Source organism: Ideonella lacteola (assembly GCF_038066555.1).
Lineage (GTDB): Bacteria > Pseudomonadota > Gammaproteobacteria > Burkholderiales > Burkholderiaceae_C > Ideonella > Ideonella lacteola.
In genome coordinates, this window is sequence record NZ_JBBUTG010000002.1 from 382,306 (window position 1) to 399,376 (window position 17,071).

Below are 17,071 nucleotides of genomic sequence, written 5' to 3' on the forward strand. Positions count from 1 at the left end.
GCTAGGGCGTGTTCACACTACGGAGCCCCAATGCGTTGCCACCAGAACCGGTCGAGCGCAAGGCGCAAGACGAAGCCGGGGTGCGGCCCCGGCGAGGCTTTGCAACGCCGCGGGCGGCTGGTTCTGGTGGCAACCCTTCGGGAACGGGCTGTCCAGGGCGCATGGCGGCGTTGCCCAACTTGCCCAGGCACCAGCCTGGGCGGCGTCGGGCGCCTTGCCCTGCATCCCTGGACGACCCGTTCGCACGGGGCTGCGTAGTGTGAACACGCCCTGGTCGCAGATATTGTGCGCCTGTCGGCACAATGGGCCGCACATGTCATGGTTTGCTCTGGCCTTGGTGCTGGTGGCTGCGTTGCTGCACGCGGCCTGGAACGTGGCCGCCAAGAAGGCCGGCGGCAATCACCACTTCGTCTTGATGGGGGCGTTGCTCATCGTCGTGATCTGGGCCCCGTTGGGGGTGTGGGTCGCTTGGGATGTGGTACCGGCCTGGGGCCTGTTCGAGTGGGGCTTGATCATCGCCAGCGGCATCACCCACCTCGTCTACTTCAATGTGCTGCTCAAGGGCTATCGCGAGTCGGACCTGACGGTGGTCTACCCCGTCGCGCGGGGCACCGGGCCGCTGTTGAGCTCGGTCGGCGCGATGCTGCTGCTGTCCGAGTGGCCCAGTGCCATCGGCCTGATGGGGCTGGCCGGCATCGTCGGCGGTATCTGGCTGATTGCCGGCGGACCGGCGTTGTGGCACAAGGCCCACGAAGTGCAGGACCCGGTGCAGCGCGCCCGGGTGCGCGCGGGCCTGGGCTGGGGTGCGCTGACCGGCGTGCTGATCGCCGGCTACACGCTGATCGATGGCTATGCGGTCAAGGTGGTGCTGATCTCGCCCATCCTCGTCGACTACTTCGGCAACCTGGCGCGCATCCCGTTCATGTTGCCCTCGTACTGGAGGGACCGTGCGGGCTTCCGCGAGGCCTGGCGCTCGCAGTGGCCCTACGCCCTGGTGATGGCCACGATCAGCCCGCTGGCCTATGTGCTGGTGCTCTACGCGGCCCAGCACGCGCCCTTGTCGCATGTGGCGCCGGCTCGGGAGGTGTCGATGCTGTTTGCTGCCCTGATCGGCGGCCGGCTGTTGGGCGAGGCCGACCGTGGTTGGCGTCTGGCCGGCGCCGGTCTGATGGCGGCCGGCGTCATCGCGCTGGCCGCCGGCTGACTCAGCCTCTTACAGGCCCGCCCAGATGGCGGCCAGGGTCACGGTGGCCGGAACGGCTTGCACGAACAGGATCTTGCGCGATGCGGTGGCCGCGCCATACACACCGGCGACCAGCACGCACAGCGCGAAGAACACCTTCACCGGCCCGCCGGCGGCACCCAGCGACAAGCCCCAGAACAGGCCCGCGGCGAGAAACCCGTTGTACAGGCCCTGGTTGGCCGCCAGCACCTTGGTGGCGGCAGAGAACTCGGGTGTCAGGCCAAAGGCCTTGCGTCCACGGGGGGTGTCCCACATGAACATCTCCAACACCAGAATGTAGACGTGGAGCAGGGCCAGCAGGCCCACCAGCACGTTCGCGATCATCAGGGCTCTCCTCGGATTGGTGGTACGCGGATGATGCCGCACAATGCCTCGCCACCTTTGTTTTCGGACCTCAGGAGATCTGCAGATGCTGAACAACGGCAAAGTCCTCGTCGCCCAGGGCGGCGGGCCCACCGCAGTGATCAACCAGTCGCTGGTTGGCGTGGTGCTCGAAGCCCGGCGCCATCCCGGCATCGAGCGGATCTACGGCGCGCGCCATGGCGTGCGCGGCATCATCAACGAAGACTTTTACGACCTCACCCAGGAAACCAGCCACAACCTGGAACTCGTGGCCGGCACGCCGTCTTCCGCCCTGGGGTCGACACGAGACAAGCCCGATCTGGCCTATTGCCAGAAGATCTTCCAGGTGCTTCAGGCCCACGAGATCGGCCACTTCTTCTACATCGGCGGCAACGACTCGTCGGACACCGTGCGCATCGTCAGCGAGCAGGCGCGCGCCGCGGGCTATCCGCTTCGCAGCATCCACATCCCGAAGACGATCGACAACGATCTGGTGGGCAACGACCACACGCCGGGCTTCCCGAGCGCTGCGCGCTTCGTGGCGCAGGCCTTTGCGGGGGCCAATCTCGACAACGCAGCGCTGCCAGGGGTGTACGTCGGTGTGGTGATGGGCCGCCATGCCGGCTTTCTCACCGCCGCATCGGCGCTGGGCAAGAAGTTCCCGGATGACGGGCCGCACCTGATCTACCTGCCCGAGCGGGTGTTCGAGCTGGAGAAGTTCCTGGCCGACGTGCGGGCCGCCTATGACCGGCATGGCCGCTGCGTGATTGCGGTGTCCGAGGGCATCCACGACGCCAGCGGCAAGTCGATCGCCGAGCAACTGGCGAAGAACGTCGAGCGCGACGACCACGGCAACGTGCAGCTTTCCGGCACCGGGGCGCTGGCCGACTTGCTGTGCGACCAGATCAAGAGCCGTCTGGGCATCAAGCGGGTGCGCGGCGACACCTTCGGCTACCTGCAGCGCTCGTTCATCGGCTGCGTGTCGGATGTCGACCAACGCGAAGCACGTGAGGTCGGTGAAAAGGCCGTTCAATACGCGATGTGGGGTGACCGCGACGGCTCGGTGGCGATCAAGCGGACCGGCTTCTATTCGGTGGACTACGAGCTGCAGCCGCTCGAAGCGGTGGCGGGCAAGACGCGGGTGATGGACGATGCCTTCATCAACGAAGCCGGCACCGACGTGACCGACGCGTTCAGGCTCTATCTGCGGCCACTGCTGGGGTCGGGCATGCCCGACGCCTTCCGGTTGCGGCGGCATGTGGTGGACAAGCGGCTCAATCCTTGACGGGGCCGTGAAGCGCCCCAGAACATACATCAACACACGAGGAGGGACAGATGGAATTCACGGATGCAGACCGGCGGGTGCGCTGGCTGGGCAGGGGGCTGCTCTTTCTGGGGGCGGCGGTGGTGCTGGTGTTGCTGTGGCCGTTCTACTCAGTGCCCACGGGCAGCCGCGGTGTGGTCACGCAGTTCGGCCGCATCGTCGGAATCGAAGGTGAGGGCCTGGCGGTGTTGCCGCCCTGGCAGAAGCTGCACAACTTCAGCATCCGTGCCGAGAAGGCCGACATCGAGAACGCCGAGGGCAGCACCAGCGACACGCAGCCGGTGAAGGTGAGCATGACGGTGCGCTACAGCATCGCCACCGATCGGGTGGCCGAGGTGTTCGAGAAGTATTCGCACGATGGTGACCTGTCGTCCTATGTGCAGACCGCGACGCAGGAAATCTTCAAGGCGGTGACGGCCAAGTACACCGCGCCTGACCTGATCGCCCAACGCGCCAAGGTATCAGCCGACATCAATGCGGCGCTGCGCGAGAAGCTGTCGCTCTACGGGGCGCAGGTCATCAACATCGACATGCGCAACTTCGCGTTCTCCGAGTCGTACATGCACGCCATCAACGACAAGGTGACGCAAGAGCAGCTTCGCCTGGCGGCCGAGAACAAGTTGCGCACCGTCGAGGCCGAACAGAAGCAGAAAGTGGCCGTGGCCGAAGCCGAGGCGAATGCGCGCAAGGCCGAGGCCGACGGTGAGGCCTATGCCAGCCTCGCCATCGCCAAGGCCCAGGCCGAAGCGCTGCGCGTGCAGAACGCGGCACTCGCCCAGAACAAGGATGTGCTGGAACTGCGGCGCATCGAGGTCGAGAAGGTCAAGGCCGAGAAGTGGAATGGTGCGTTGCCGCAGGCCATTTACGCTGGCGCGCCGGTGCCTTTCCTCAATGTCAGCAAGTGAAGGCGGTGTCTGTGTCGAAATCCAATGTCTTTCGTGTGGCCGCCGGGCTGGTGGGGTGTGCGGCGTCGCTGATGCTGGGCGCGTGCGCTTCGAATGGGGGCGGCAGCGGCACCGCTGCGCCGGCATCGCACGCCACGGCCACCACGTCGGGCAGTGAGCCGGCCAGTGCCGAAGCGCCTCGTGCCGCTGCCTCTTCCGCATCGGCGGGCGCCGATGCGGTGGCCAAGGCGGTCACCTCGCCGCTGTCTGACCTGAATCTGGTGAATGCGCCGATCCCGCCGGTGCTGCGCAGCGCGCTGAAAGCGCCCTATGCCGCGCCGGCTGAGGCGGGCTGCGACGCGCTGGCCGCCAACGTACGTGCCCTCGACGAAGTGCTCGGCGCCGATCTCGACACGCCGCCATCCCCCAACAATCCGGGCCTCGTGGAGCGTGGCTCCAAAGAGGTGGGCAATGCGGCGGTCGGCGCGATCAAGAGCGCCGCGGAAGGCTTGGTGCCGTTTCGCAGCTGGGTGCGCAAGCTCAGCGGTGCCGAGCGCTACTCGAAGGAGGTGGCGGCCGCCATCGCTGCCGGCACCGTCCGGCGTGCGTACCTGAAGGGGCTCGGCGAATCGCGTGGTTGCGACGCGCCGGCCTCGCCGCTGCGCAGCGAACGCGCGGGTTAGGTGCCCCGTGGGCCGCTGGCCCCCGGGAGTAAGACATTTGGCCTCAAGCCTTGTGCTTGAAGCCGGGCATCACCTGGCCCAGCCGCGCACCCATGGCCGCGCCCAGTGCCTGCAGTGCATTCAGCGGGCGGATCATGACCTCGAACTCGACGATGCGGCCGTCATCGTCGAAGCGGATCATGTCGATGCCCTTGAGCTGCTTGCCGTCGACCACCGCGCTGAATTCGAGTACCACGTTCAATCCATCGTCGCTGCCGAACTGGCGGTGGTACGTGAAGTCTTCGAAGATTGTGATCACCGTGCGCAGCGCCAGCAACAGGGCCGGCGCCGGTCCGTACGGGTTGTAGGCCATCGGCGACCGGAAGACGGCCTGCGGGTGGACGATGTGTTCCAGCGCATCCAGATCGCGCCGCTCGACCAGCGCGTGCCACTGTTCGAGTGACCGGGCGACGGCCGGGTGAAGATGGGTGGGGGCAGGCATCATCGGGTGCTCCTTGTCGCGGGGGTCACAGGCTCGCCGCCAAGCGGGTGCCTTGTGCGATGGCGCGCTTCGCATCCAGCTCGGCGGCCTCGTGGGCGCCGCCGATCAGGTGCACCCGTTGGCCGGCTGCCTGCAACTGGTCGTGCAGCTCACGCAAAGGCTCTTGTCCGGCGCAGATCACCACGTGGTCTACCGGCAGTGTCTTTTCCACGCCGTGCACGCTGATGTGCAGGCCGGCGTCGTCGATGCGCTGGTAGCTCACCGACGAGGTCATGCCCACGCCGCGGGCTTTCAACCCCGTGCGGTGGATCCATCCGGTGGTCTTGCCCAGCTGATCGCCCACCTTGGAGGCTTTGCGCTGCAGCAGGTGCACCTGGCGTGGGGGCCGCTCGGGTTGCGGCTTGCGCAGCCCCCCTGCCGTGGCGTAGCTGGTGTCCACGCCCCACTCGGCAAAGAACTTCGCCGGATTCTGGCTGGCGCTGTCGCCGGTGTGCGTCAGGTACTCGGCCACATCGAAGCCGATGCCACCCGCGCCCACGATCGCGACATGCTGCCCCACGTCACGGCCATCGCGCAGCACATCGAGGTAGCTCAAAGCCTTCGGATGGTTCACGCCTTCGATGGCCGGTTGGCGGGGCACGATGCCGGTGGCGATCACGATCTCATCGAAACCTTCGGCCGCCAGTGACTCGGCCGTGGCTCGGGTGTTCAGGCGCAGCGTCACCCCCTTCAGCTCGATCTGGCGCTGGAAGTAGCGCAGCGTTTCGTAGAACTCTTCTTTGCCCGGGATGCGCTTGGCGATGTTGAACTGCCCGCCGATCTCGGAGCCAGCCTCGATCAGCGTCACCGCGTGGCCGCGTTCGGCGGCCGTCACCGCGCAGCTCAGGCCCGCGGGGCCGGCGCCGACCACGGCAACCCGCTTGGGTTGTTCGGCGGGGCGGATGACCAGCTCGGTTTCGTGGCAGGCGCGGGGGTTCACCAGGCACGAGGTGATCTTCCCGGCGAACGTGTGATCGAGGCAGGCCTGGTTGCAGCCGATGCAGGTGTTGATTTCGTCGGCTCGTCCCTCCCGCGCCTTGCGCACGAACTCGGCATCGGCCAGGAAGGGGCGCGCCATCGACACCATGTCGCATTGGCCTTCTGCGAGCAGCTTCTCGGCCAGCTCGGGCGTGTTGATGCGGTTGGTGGCGACCAGCGGGATGCCGACCTGGCCCTTGAGCTTCTGGGTGACCCAGGCGAAGGCGCCTCGCGGCACCTTGGTGGCGATCGTCGGGATGCGCGCCTCGTGCCAGCCGATGCCGGTGTTGATGATCGTGGCCCCGGCGCGCTCGATGGCCTGGGCCAGTTGGATGACCTCGTCGAGCGTCGAGCCCCCTTCGACCAGATCGAGCATCGACAGGCGATAGATCAGGATGAAGTTCGGGCCGACGCGCTCGCGCACGCGGCGCACGATTTCGATCGGGAAGCGAATGCGCTGTTCGTAGCTGCCCCCCCATTCGTCGCTGCGGTGGTTGGTGCGCGCAGCGATGAACTCATTGATCAGATAGCCCTCGGAGCCCATGATCTCCACGCCGTCGTAGCCGGCGTGCTGCGCCAGCGCGGCACAGCGGACGAAGTCGTCAATGGTGTCTTCGACCTCGTCAGTGCTCAGCTCATGCGGCACAAAGGGGTTGATCGGCGCCTGCAGAGCGCTCGGTGCCACCAGGCTGGGCTGGTACGAATAGCGCCCGAAATGCAGGATCTGCATGGCGATCTTGCCGCCCTCGGCGTGCACCGCCGCGGTGATCGGCAGGTGGCGATTCGCCTCGTCTTCGTTCGTCAGCATCGCGCCGCCATGCATCGGACGGCCACGCTCGTTCGGTGCGATGCCGCCGGTGACGATCAGACCCACTTCGCCGCGAGCGCGCTCGGCATAGAAGGCGGCCATGCGTTGGAAACCGTGGGGCGCCTCCTCGAGGCCGACGTGCATCGAGCCCATCAGGACGCGGTTGCGCAGCGTGGTGAAGCCGAGGTCGAGCGGGCGGAACAGGTGGGGGTAGGGCGTCATGGTCCTCAATGCAACTGGTTGCATAAACGTTCTCCCGACTATGCAACCAGTTGCATAAACGGCAGACTGGGGCAAACCCTGTGGCTCACCGCGCTAACCTTCACCGATGTCTCTTCCGCACGCATTGCTCACCGCATTGGCCGAGCGCCCTGGTTCTGGCTCTGAACTGGCGGGGCGATTCGACAAGTCGATCGGCTACTTCTGGCAGGCCACGCACCAGCAGATCTACCGCGAACTGGCGAGGCTTGAAGAGGCGGGGTTCATTGAGTCGCTGCCCGAAGAATCGACACGCGGCCGCAAGCGCGCCTACCGCATCCTGGCTGCCGGTAGGCGCGAACTCAAGCGCTGGATCGTTCAGCAGCACGAGCCGGCCGGCATGCGCGACGAATTGATGGTGCGCATCCGGGCCGAGGCCGCGGTCGGCCCCACTGGGCTGGACAAACTCATCCGCGAGCGGCTGGCCGCGCACGAACAAAAGCTGGCGCTCTACCGCGGCATCGAGGCCCGCGATTTCAGCGCCGACACCGACGACCGCGAAACCGCGCTGCGCCACCTGGTGCTGAAGGCCGGCATCCGGTTCGAAGAGAACTGGATCGAATTCCTCACCGACGCACTCGCGGTGTTGGCGCGGCCGGCTACGCCGCGCTGAGAGAGCAACGGCCCAGGGGAGCGCCCGGGGCCGTTGCGATGGCGCGATCTCGCCGAAGCAAGATCAACGGCGAGAGTTGTCAACGCAACGGCAAGTTCAACACCTTCGGGCAGATCGGCTTCGGGTTCGAGCAGCTGACCGTCGAGATGTTCGCCACGCCTGAATCGGCGTGGCTCACGCTGTTGTCCGAGCAGACCTTGTTGCCGGTGCCGGAGGTCGTGATGTAGAAGCCGTAGCCGGTGGACTGCAGGTCGACGGTGTTGGCCTGGAAGATATTGTCCTTGCCGTAGCCGGTGTAGGCCACGTGGGTCTGGAATCCGTCCTTCAGCACCTTGGTGCGGCCGGGGTTGCTGACTTGGTTGCCGTAGATGTGATAGCCGTTGCCCTTGGCGTCGATGAAGCTGTCGCCATAGTTCTCGCCCGAGATGCCGGTGGCGTCATAGGTGTTGCCGACGACGATGCCGCCGGTGGTGCCTTCCTTCAGATCGATGCCTTCAGCCGTCACGCCCGGGCCAATGTGGTTGTTGGCGATGCAGTTGCGGTCGCTGGTGTCGGGTTTGCCGTCGGTGTAGACGTCCCAGTTGGACACGGCCGAGCCCGCATAGACACCTTCGCCGTAGCCCGGAGTGTCCTTGCCGGTGTCGCGGACGGTGCTGTTGCGCAGCACGTTGTCACTGCTGAAGGTGCGGAAATGGATGCCTTCGCCGCCGACGTTCTTCACCGTCAGCTTGTCCAGCAGGTTGTTGCGCGCGTTGTCGAGCACGATGCCTTTGGACGCGCCGTCGACGGTGAAGCCCGTGAGCTTCCAGTAGTTGGCCTTCAAGCTGAAGCCGTAGCCGCTGTTGGTGAGCACGGCGCTCGATGGCCCCTTCAGCGTGATCGGATTGCCCTTCGCCCCGCTGCGCGTGGCCACGAAGCTGCCGCGGTAGGTGCCTGGGGCCAGCACGATCACATCGCCGGGCACGACCTTGCCGAGGGCGGACAGCAGGCCATTCGCATCGCTCACCTCGTACTTGGTGGCATGCGCGGCCGCCGAGGCCATCAGCATCGTCGCGGCGGCCGTGACGGTGAGCCAGGCATGTGGGTGGACGTTCTTCGTCATAGGGTCTCCTCGTCTGCTGGGATGGGTATTTCGCAGGTGGTACCGGCTGGCATCGTGTGGTGGCCGGCGGCGGCTGTGCAGGCGCGATCTTCGATGCGGCACCTGCGGCCGGCCATTCGCCAAACTACCCAAACACCCCGGCACTTCTACCAAGAATGGCAAGCACATGTTTCCGTGCCGATGGGTGAACCCCCGAGCACACTTTGGTATCAGGGTTGGGCACTGGACAGCATCGGCACCACGTACAAAGATGGGCCGGTGGCAAAGGGGCGGCTGATTCCCGGGCGGCCCGTCCGGATGCTGCCTTCATTCATCCACCAGGAGCAGTCATGCAACTCATCGGCATGTTGGATTCACCCTATGTTCGCCGTGTGGCCGTATCGCTCAACTTGATGGAGCTGAGGTTCGAGCACCACAACCTGTCGGTGTTTCGCACCTTCAAGCACTTTGCCGAGATCAACCCGGTGGTGAAGGCCCCCACCCTGGTGTGTGACGACGGCGAAATCCTGATGGACTCATCGCTGATCCTCGACTACGCCGAAGCCCTGGCCGCGCCCGAGCGCCGCTTGATGCCCCCCTCGTTGCCAGAACGGCAGCATGCCCTGCACCGCATCGGGCTGGCGCTGGCCGCCTGCGAAAAGGCGGTGCAGATCATCTACGAGCGTCAACGGCCGGCCGACCGGCAGCATCAGCCCTGGCTGGACCGCGTGGCGGGTCAGCTGCATGCCGCTTGCCAGAGGTTGGATGATGCGGTGGGGCGTCATCCCTTCGCAGCGCCCCCCGCGCGTGTCGACCAGGCCGGCGTGACCACCGCCGTGGCTTGGCACTTCATCCAGCGTATGCTGCCGGACGTGGTGCAGGCCGAGGCGTTTCCGGCGCTGCAGGCCTGGTCAGCCCGGGCCGAGCAGATGCCCGCCTTTCAGGCTGCACCCCACGGAGAGGGATTGGTTCTGAAGCATGCGTGATGGTGGAATGAAGTCGGGCCGGCGAGTGGCGCTGGCCCTGGTGGGTGCTTGGGGGTGTGCCGTGATGGCACCGAATGCCTGGGCCGGTGCGACGCCGCCACCGGTGCGCGCCGAGATCAACGCGTTGATGGGGCGGCTCGAGAGTTCGGGCTGCCAGTTCTTGCGCAACGGCGATTGGCACAGCGCCTCCGAGGCCAAGGCGCACTTGCTGAAAAAGCTCGAAGCGATCGAAGGCAGCACCACCGTGGCCAAGACGGAACAGTTCATCGAGCTGGCCGCGACCCGCAGCAGCATGAGTGGCCAGGCCTACCAGGTTCGGTGTGGGCAGGCGGCGCCGGTGCCGAGTGCCACCTGGCTGGGCGCCCAGCTGCAATCGATCCGCTCATCCACGGCATCCGACGGTTCATCGCATCGCTGAGACAGCGGCGAATACCGCGCCTAGATTGCCCAGCGTGGCGCCACGGTGGCGCCGAGGAGGGGCGATGAAGGGTGGATCGGTGATGCAGCAGGGGGGCCGCACGGCGTGGCGGATCGGGCGGCAGCTCATGGCGTTGGCCTCGGGGCTGTGCGTGGCCGCCATGGCCTGGGCCGATGGTGCGCCGGCACAGCCGGTGCAGGTGATGGTGCTGGGCACCTACCATTTCGGCAACCCGGGTCTGGACGTGGCGAACGTGAAGGCCGATGACGTGTTGCTGCCCGCGCGCCAGGCCGAGTTGCGTGCGGTGGCCGATGGCCTGGCGCGCTTCCAGCCCAACCGCGTGGCGGTCGAGGTGGCGGCAGACGACCGACCGGGTCGGGCCGTGCCGACGTACGCCGCTTTCATGGCCGGCGAGCGCCGCGATCAGCGCAATGAAATCGACCAGATCGGCTTCCGGCTGGCGCGGCAGCTGGGCCATACGCAAGTGTTCGGCGTGGACGTGGACGGCGACTTCCCGTTCGAGGCGCTGCAGGCCTATGCCACCGCTCAGGGGCAGGGGGCGGCCCTGCAAAAGATGCTGGACGAGCTGACGGCCCGGCTGCGCGAGTTCGAGGCCTCGCAGGCCACCTCGACCATCGGGCAGCTGCTGCGCCGGATCAATGAGCCCGAGGCGATACGGCAAGACCACCACTGGTACATGGGCGTGTTGCCGTATGGCCAGGCCGCCCAGCAGCCCGGCGCGTCGCTGGTGGGCAGCTGGTACGCCCGCAACCTGGGCATCTGTGCGCGGCTGGTTCAGCTGGCGCGGCCGGGAGATCGGTGGGTGGTGGTCTATGGATCCGGGCACAGCTACCTGCTGCGCCACTGCGTTCAGGCGATGCCAGGCTGGCAACTGGTCGAGGCCAACGACTACCTACCCCGTTAGGGCGTTAGGGCGTGTTCACACCACGGAGCCCCGATGCGTTGCCACCAGAACCGGTCGAGCGCAAGGCGTAAAACGAAGCCGGGGTGCAGCCCCGGCGAGGCTTTGCAACGCCGCGGGCGGCTGGTTCTGGTGGCAACCCTTCGGGAACGGGCCGTCCAGGGTGCATGGCGGCGTTGCCCAACTTGCCCAGGCACCAGCCTGGGTGGCGTCGGGCGCCTTGCCCTGCATCCCTGGACAACCCGTTCGCACGGGGCTGCGTCGTGTGAATACGCCGTAAGCCTCAGCCTGTCGAGGCGGCGGTTGGCGCGGCTTCGACAGGCAAAGACTCGGGCCGGGATTCGGCCAGGAAATCGGCCGCACGGGACCGCCTGGCCTCGTCAAGCAGCCACTGCTCCAGCGCTCGCACGGCGGGCCGGTGGCGCGCGGTGGGTTCGATGATGAGTTGGTAGGCGCGAGGTGAGGCCAATTGGCCTTCGAAGGGCGCCACCAGCTGGCCCGACTCCAGCAGGCCGTCGACCAACGGCCGGCGACCCAGTGCCACGCCCTGGCCGGCGACTGCCGCCGTGATGGCTTCGGCGTAGCTGGTGAAGCTCAGCCGCGCGGCGGGCTGCAGGTCGGCCAGGCCCCAGCTGGAGAACCAGGCCTCCCACTCGATCGGCAGCCCGCTGTGGTCATCCGTCATCGCCATGTGCAGCAGCGTGTGGCGGGCCAGATCGCTGGGCTGGCGCAGGGGCACGTCGAGTTCGCTCAGCAACCGTGGGCTGCATACCGGCAGCATCGATTCGCTGAACAGGGCCACGCCGCTGGCGGGGTGGACTTTGGCATAACGGATCGCGACATCGAAGCCCTCTGCGGCCAGCCGCCGGTTGTCGAGCGTGGCGTCCAGGCGCACATCGATGCCGGGGTGGGCGCGGGTGAAGCCAGTCAGGCGAGGGATGAGCCAGAGTGCTGCGAAGCCCGGTGTGGTCGTCAACGAGAGCACCTCTCGGCGGCGCGGCTCGCTGATCTCGCGCACCGCGCCGCGCAGCGTTCCAAGTGCTGTGGTGCAAGCCTGCAGCAGGCGCTGGCCATCTGGGGTGAGCACGAGCGACCGGTGATGGCGGGTGAAGAGCGCCACCCCCAGATCCTCTTCGAGCGCGCGGATTTGGCGACTCATCGCCGATTGGGTGACAAACCGTTCGGTCGCGGCGCGCGTGAAGCTGAGATGGCGGGCCGCAGCCTCGAACGAGGCCAGCAAGTCCAGCGGGGGAAGTCGATCGGCAGGTCGGTTTCGCATGCGTGCAGGGAATGCAAGGCATGCGCAACCATCGTTTGTCAGCGCACCGCCCGGGCAGCGAATATTCCGCCCGGCGCCTGACAAAAGCAAGCGCACTTGAAAGCAAGCGCACTTCGCTGGCCGCTGCCTCATGCGCCAACCGCATGCCAAGCCGGACCACCCACCGACGCTTCGAACCGGAGCCCTGCCATGTTGAACCCATCGCCCGAGCCGTGCGGGCTGCTGAACGAAAGGTGGCCCGCCGATGCATGTCGCCGCCCATCTCTGCCCGGCCCTGTTGGGGCGCCCATGGGGCCGCATGCGGAGCGCGTGGCCCTGCCGGGGCGGCGCAACGTGCTGCTGCGCCCCATCCAGCCACAGGATGCCGAGGCCGAGCAGGCGTTCGTCGCGGGCTTGTCGCTCGCTGCGCGCCACTTTCGGTTCCACGTGGGCCTGCGCCAACTCAGTCCGGCGATGTTGCGGCAGATGACGGAGATCGACCACCGCGACCATGTGGCTTTGGTGGCCGTGGCCGATGCGCCCGCCGAGCCGCGGCGCATCGTGGCCGATGCGCGATACGTCCGCCTGGCCGATGCACCCACTGAAGCCGAGTTCGCCATCGCGGTGGCCGACGATTGGCAGAGCCTGGGGCTGGGCCGCACGCTGATGGACCGGCTGGCGCGTCACGCCCGGGGCCAGGGCCTGCACGCCCTGGTGGGCGACGTGTTGCCCGAGAACCGCCGCATGCTGGTGCTGATGCGCGGTCTGGGCGCCACCACACGGCCACACCCCGATGGGCCGCAGATGGTGCAGGCGGTCTTTCCGCTTCAGTCGGGCATGCCGCAGGAGATTCGGCCGGCATCGCCATCACCGAGTTATTGACGGCGACAACTGCGCGATGATGCCGGCCTCCCATCCAAGCCGGTCCTGGTCCCATGCCTGTTTCGCTGCTGCACCGTCGCTTCGTTCTCGGCCTCGTGCTGTCTGCCCTGGCGCCGATCGCCGCCGCCGCGGGCAAGCCCGCCGAATCATCCTCTCGCGCAGCCTCGTCGGCCTCGTCCGCCGATGACGCCGACCTGCGCACGCCGCCCGCGCTCGACCCGCGGCTGCGTGAACGCCAGCGCGAGACGCAGGGCAGTGTGCAGATCGGTGGCCAGCGCATCGAGTACCGCGCGATCGCCGGTTTGCTGAGCATCGAAGACAGCAAGGACGAGCCCGGCGCCACGATGTCGTACGTGGCCTACTTCAAGCGCGGATCGGCCGGGGCGGTGCGTCCGGTCACCTTCCTGTACAACGGCGGGCCGGGCTCGGCGACGCTGTGGCTGCACATGGGTGCATTTGGCCCCCAGCGTGTGCTCACCGCCAATGGCCAGCGCGGTCCGGCGGCGCCCTATCAGCTGGTCGACAACGAGTTCTCGCTGCTCGATGTCAGCGATCTGGTCTTCATCGACGCGCCCGGCACCGGCTTCGGTCGTGTGGTGGCTGTCGACAAGGACAAGGAGAAAGAGCGCGAACAGCAGAAGGAGATGGAAAAGGAGTTCTTCGGTGTCGACCAGGATGCGCGGGCCTTCGCCCGGTTCATCCACAAGTTCCTCACCCGCCACCAGCTGTGGAACGCGCCGAAGTATCTGTTCGGGGAGAGCTACGGCACCACCCGCAGTGCGGTGCTGGCCGCGCATCTGCAGGGGGAAGAAGAGATCGACCTGAACGGCGTGATGCTGCTGTCGCAGGTGCTGAACTTCGGCCTGTCGATCGACGAGGCCCAGTTCAACCCCGGTATCGACCTGCCCTATGCGCTGGCGTTGCCCACCTTCGCCGCGACCGCGTGGTATCACCGCCGCCTGCCGGCCTTCCCGCGGGAGACGAGTTCTCTGGAGTCGCTGGTGGACGAGGTGAAGCGATTCGCGCTGGGTGACTACCTGAGCGCCCTGCAGGCGGGCAGTGGCCTTGCAGCGGGGCGGCGCCAGGAGGTGCTCGCCCAATTGGCGCGCTACACCGGGTTGAAGCCGGCTTACCTGGACCAGGCCAACCTGCGCGTCAATGGCGGCATGTTCTCGCAGCGCCTGCTGGAAGACGAGGGCAAGATCGTCGGCCGCTTCGACACCCGCTACGCCGGGCCCGCGCTCGACCGCACCAGCCAGGAGGCCGACTACGATCCGCAGTCGGTGGCCATCGGGCCCGCTTACGTGGCCGCGATGAACCACTACCTGCGCGCGACGCTGAAGTTTGGTACCGACCTGACCTACAAGCCCGGCATCGAGGTGTGGCGCCATTGGGATTGGAAGCACAAGCCGCCCCATGTCGACATGCCGCTGTCGCAAACCGTGAACGTGATGCCTGACCTGGCCTTTGCGATGAAGGCCAATCCGCGCCTGAAGGTGCAGATGTACGCCGGCTACTACGACCTGGCCACCACCTTCCACGCTGCCGAATTCGAGCTCGATCACCTGCCGCTGCCGCCCGAACTGCGCGCCAACATCGAGGTCAAGCACTACCCGGCGGGGCACATGATGTACGACGATCCGGCGTCGCTGAAGCGCCTGCACGACGACGTGGCGCGCTTCATTCGCGGAACCGACAATCTGCCCGATTGAGGTTTCGCCGCGGGGATGCGGCGCGGGGCGGGGGGTATCGATGATGACGACAACAATCGGCCGCCGGCGTGGCTGGGTGGCGGTGGCCTGGGGCTTGGCGCTGGGGCTTCAACTGGGGTTGCCGCTGAGCTTGCACCAGAGCGCGCGGGCCGCCGAACCTGCGGCTTCGGCTGTGGTGGCGCCGGCGCCGCCGCTGCCGCTGGAAGCCTTCGCGAACCTGCCACTGATCTCGTCGATGGCGCTGTCGCCGGACGGCCGCCGCTTTGCCGCGCTCGTCAACAGTGGCGATGCCACGGTGCTGGCCGTGCGCGAGGTGTCGGGCGGCCAGAAGTTGCAGCCGCTGCTTCGAACGGACAACAAACAATTCCGGTTCCGCTGGATCCGATGGGCCAACGATGAACGCGTGCTCGTCAGCATCGTCTACCCCAGCCAGCGCGGCTGGACGGATGTCTCTGAAACGCGCCTGATCTCCATCCACCGTGACGGTGGCGACCCGGTGAATCTGGTTCGGCGCTCTGGATTCGCCTCCTCCGACATGCCGGCCCAGTTCCAGGATCGGGTGATCGATTGGTTGCCTGAGGACGGTCAGCACGTGTTGATGGAGATCGACGAAGACAGCATCGCCGAACCCAGCGTCTTCAAGGTCAACGTGACGACCGGCCGCCGGCAGGCGGTGCATTGGGGGCGACGTGGCGTCGAGCAGTGGCTCACCGATCGGTCGCACCGGGTTCGCGTGGGCATCCGGCGCGACGGCCTCGACATGGAAGTGCTGGTCTGCGACCCGGATGGCACCCGCTGGCGCACCGCGTGGAAGTACCGCTTGTTCGAACGCGGCGCGGTCGAGCCCCTGGGCTTCGGCGCCGACCCGAACCAGTTGTTCGTCGAGGCCGATCACGAAGGCCGGCGAGCGATCTTCTCGGTCGATCTCGTTGACCCTTCGTTGCCGCGCAAACTGCTGCTCAGCGACCAGGACTTCGATGTGGGCGGAGAATTGATGCACGACCCCAAGACCGGCGCCGCCGTGGGGATCGTCACCGGTGTGTTCGGGTCGTCGGGTGAAGGCTTCTGGGACGCGGGTTACCGGCAGTTGGCACGCGGAATCGACCAGGCCTTGCCGGAGCGCCACAACCGGATCATGCAGTTCAGCGCCGACGGCTCGCGCTACCTGCTGCATTCGAGCGGCAATGGTGTGCCCGACCAGTTCCTGCTCGGCTCGCGTGAGCGCGGCGAACTGACCTTGCTGGCAGATGCCTATCCCGCCCTGTCCGGCCGGTCACTGCCACGCAAGCGCGGCGATGTGCTGCGGGCGCGCGACGGCATGGAAATCCCTCTGCTGCTGACATTGCCCCTGGGCCAAGCGCCGAACCGCCTGCCGATGGTGCTGATGCCGCATGGCGGCCCGATCAGCGTTGACTCGTTCGACTTCGACCCATGGGTGCAGTTTCTGGCCGACCGCGGCTATGCGGTGCTGCAGGTGAACTTTCGGGGTTCCTCGGGTTTGGGGCATGAGCACATGGCGGCCGGGCTCCAACGCTGGGGCCTGGAGATGCAGGACGACCTGAGCGATGCAGTGCAGTGGGCGATCGACCGCGGGACCGCCGACCCCCGCCGCATCTGCGTGGTGGGCGCCAGCTACGGCGGCTATGCGGCGCTGATGGGCGCGGCCAAGACGCCAGACCTGTATCGGTGCGTGCTCAGCTTCGCTGGCGTGTCCGACCTGATCGAGCTGGCCGCCCACCAGCGCCACTTCGCCGGCGGTTCGGCGGTCTTCGAGAAGATGGTGGGCTCGGCCTGGTCCGACCGCGACCGGCTCAAGGCCACGTCCCCGCGCCGGCTGGTGTCGCAGATCCAGGCCCCCGTCCTGCTGATTCACGGCACCCTCGACCGCAGCGTCCCATTCGAGCAAGGCGAGATGATGGCCAACGCCCTCAAGGGCGCCGGCAAGCGCTACCGTTTCATCGTCCAGGAAGACGGCGACCACCACCTGAGCCACCAGGCACACCGCACTCAGTTCTTCCGCGAGATGGAGGCGTTTCTGGCGGAGCACATCGGAACGCCTGCCCCGGCAACGGGGGGCGTGTCACCCCCTTTATCGCCAACTCGTTGAGGGCAAGCGGAGGCGGGCGTCGGTCGCGGTGCCGCGTGGGCACAGATGGTCG

At 67.0% G+C, this 17,071-nt stretch carries 16 protein-coding genes; 11 read left to right on the forward strand and 5 right to left on the reverse strand.

The window, feature by feature from the left end:
- The first annotated feature begins 313 nt into the window (after nucleotides 1-313).
- The gene (locus AACH06_RS05245; RefSeq protein WP_341424572.1) at nucleotides 314-1,204 is read left to right on the forward strand and encodes an EamA family transporter; all 891 of its coding nucleotides are present in this window, start codon (nucleotides 314-316) and stop codon (nucleotides 1,202-1,204) included.
- A gap of 9 nt (nucleotides 1,205-1,213) precedes the next feature.
- On the opposite strand, the gene AACH06_RS05250 is transcribed toward AACH06_RS05245, so the two are convergent.
- On the reverse strand, nucleotides 1,214-1,567 hold the full coding sequence (locus AACH06_RS05250; RefSeq protein ID WP_341424573.1) for a DUF1304 domain-containing protein: 354 nt from the start codon (nucleotides 1,565-1,567) through the stop codon (nucleotides 1,214-1,216).
- Nucleotides 1,568-1,655: 88 nt separating this feature from the next.
- Here AACH06_RS05250 and AACH06_RS05255 point away from each other — a divergent pair, with 88 nt between their 5' ends.
- From AACH06_RS05255 to AACH06_RS05265, 3 genes are read left to right on the forward strand one after another with little or no spacing between them, the layout of a single operon-like run.
- Nucleotides 1,656-2,870, forward strand: coding sequence for a 6-phosphofructokinase (locus tag AACH06_RS05255; protein ID WP_341424691.1), 1,215 nt, complete (start codon nucleotides 1,656-1,658; stop codon nucleotides 2,868-2,870).
- Between the two features lie 50 nt (nucleotides 2,871-2,920).
- The gene (locus AACH06_RS05260; protein WP_341424574.1) at nucleotides 2,921-3,814 is read left to right on the forward strand and encodes a prohibitin family protein; all 894 of its coding nucleotides are present in this window, start codon (nucleotides 2,921-2,923) and stop codon (nucleotides 3,812-3,814) included.
- 11 nt (nucleotides 3,815-3,825) lie between these two features.
- Entirely contained in the window at nucleotides 3,826-4,476 is a 651-nt protein-coding gene (locus tag AACH06_RS05265; RefSeq protein WP_341424575.1) for a hypothetical protein, read from the forward strand.
- Nucleotides 4,477-4,519: 43 nt separating this feature from the next.
- Here the strand turns inward: AACH06_RS05265 and AACH06_RS05270 are convergent, their stop codons facing one another.
- Nucleotides 4,520-4,960, reverse strand: coding sequence for a nuclear transport factor 2 family protein (locus AACH06_RS05270; protein ID WP_341424576.1), 441 nt, complete (start codon nucleotides 4,958-4,960; stop codon nucleotides 4,520-4,522).
- Nucleotides 4,961-4,982: 22 nt separating this feature from the next.
- Complete coding sequence (locus AACH06_RS05275; RefSeq protein ID WP_341424577.1) at nucleotides 4,983-7,004, reverse strand: FAD-dependent oxidoreductase; 2,022 nt, start codon at nucleotides 7,002-7,004, stop codon at nucleotides 4,983-4,985.
- A 106-nt stretch (nucleotides 7,005-7,110) separates the two neighbouring features.
- Here AACH06_RS05275 and AACH06_RS05280 point away from each other — a divergent pair, with 106 nt between their 5' ends.
- On the forward strand, nucleotides 7,111-7,653 hold the full coding sequence (locus tag AACH06_RS05280; protein ID WP_341424578.1) for a PadR family transcriptional regulator: 543 nt from the start codon (nucleotides 7,111-7,113) through the stop codon (nucleotides 7,651-7,653).
- Nucleotides 7,654-7,732: 79 nt separating this feature from the next.
- Here the strand turns inward: AACH06_RS05280 and AACH06_RS05285 are convergent, their stop codons facing one another.
- Nucleotides 7,733-8,755 (reverse strand): right-handed parallel beta-helix repeat-containing protein, encoded by a 1,023-nt coding sequence (locus AACH06_RS05285; RefSeq protein ID WP_341424579.1) that lies wholly within the window; start codon nucleotides 8,753-8,755, stop codon nucleotides 7,733-7,735.
- Between the two features lie 329 nt (nucleotides 8,756-9,084).
- Here AACH06_RS05285 and AACH06_RS05290 point away from each other — a divergent pair, with 329 nt between their 5' ends.
- The 3 genes from AACH06_RS05290 (at nucleotide 9,085) to AACH06_RS05300 (ending at nucleotide 11,063) form a co-directional block, all read left to right on the forward strand.
- Nucleotides 9,085-9,720 carry a glutathione S-transferase family protein gene (locus tag AACH06_RS05290; protein WP_341424580.1) on the forward strand — a complete coding sequence of 212 codons (636 nt, stop codon included), beginning with the start codon at nucleotides 9,085-9,087 and terminating at the stop codon, nucleotides 9,718-9,720.
- Nucleotides 9,721-9,784: 64 nt separating this feature from the next.
- Nucleotides 9,785-10,138, forward strand: coding sequence for a YfeK family protein (locus tag AACH06_RS05295; protein WP_341424581.1), 354 nt, complete (start codon nucleotides 9,785-9,787; stop codon nucleotides 10,136-10,138).
- 64 nt (nucleotides 10,139-10,202) lie between these two features.
- Nucleotides 10,203-11,063, forward strand: coding sequence for a DUF5694 domain-containing protein (locus AACH06_RS05300; RefSeq protein WP_341424582.1), 861 nt, complete (start codon nucleotides 10,203-10,205; stop codon nucleotides 11,061-11,063).
- 280 nt (nucleotides 11,064-11,343) lie between these two features.
- On the opposite strand, the gene gcvA is transcribed toward AACH06_RS05300, so the two are convergent.
- Nucleotides 11,344-12,339, reverse strand: coding sequence for a transcriptional regulator GcvA (gcvA, locus tag AACH06_RS05305; RefSeq protein ID WP_341424583.1), 996 nt, complete (start codon nucleotides 12,337-12,339; stop codon nucleotides 11,344-11,346).
- 288 nt (nucleotides 12,340-12,627) lie between these two features.
- Between gcvA and AACH06_RS05310 the strand changes: the two genes are divergently transcribed.
- Genes AACH06_RS05310 through AACH06_RS05320 form a run of 3 tightly spaced genes read left to right on the forward strand, consistent with a single transcriptional unit; the run spans nucleotide 12,628 to nucleotide 17,019 of the window.
- Nucleotides 12,628-13,200: a GNAT family N-acetyltransferase gene (locus AACH06_RS05310; RefSeq protein ID WP_341424584.1), complete on the forward strand. Its 573-nt coding sequence runs from the start codon at nucleotides 12,628-12,630 to the stop codon at nucleotides 13,198-13,200.
- Nucleotides 13,201-13,253: 53 nt separating this feature from the next.
- Nucleotides 13,254-14,912, forward strand: a complete 1,659-nt coding sequence (locus tag AACH06_RS05315) for a S10 family peptidase (RefSeq protein WP_341424585.1) — start codon at nucleotides 13,254-13,256, stop codon at nucleotides 14,910-14,912.
- Nucleotides 14,913-14,955: 43 nt separating this feature from the next.
- A complete protein-coding gene (locus AACH06_RS05320) occupies nucleotides 14,956-17,019 on the forward strand; it encodes an alpha/beta hydrolase family protein (RefSeq protein WP_341424586.1) in 2,064 nt (687 codons plus the stop codon).
- The last annotated feature ends 52 nt before the right edge of the window (nucleotides 17,020-17,071 follow it).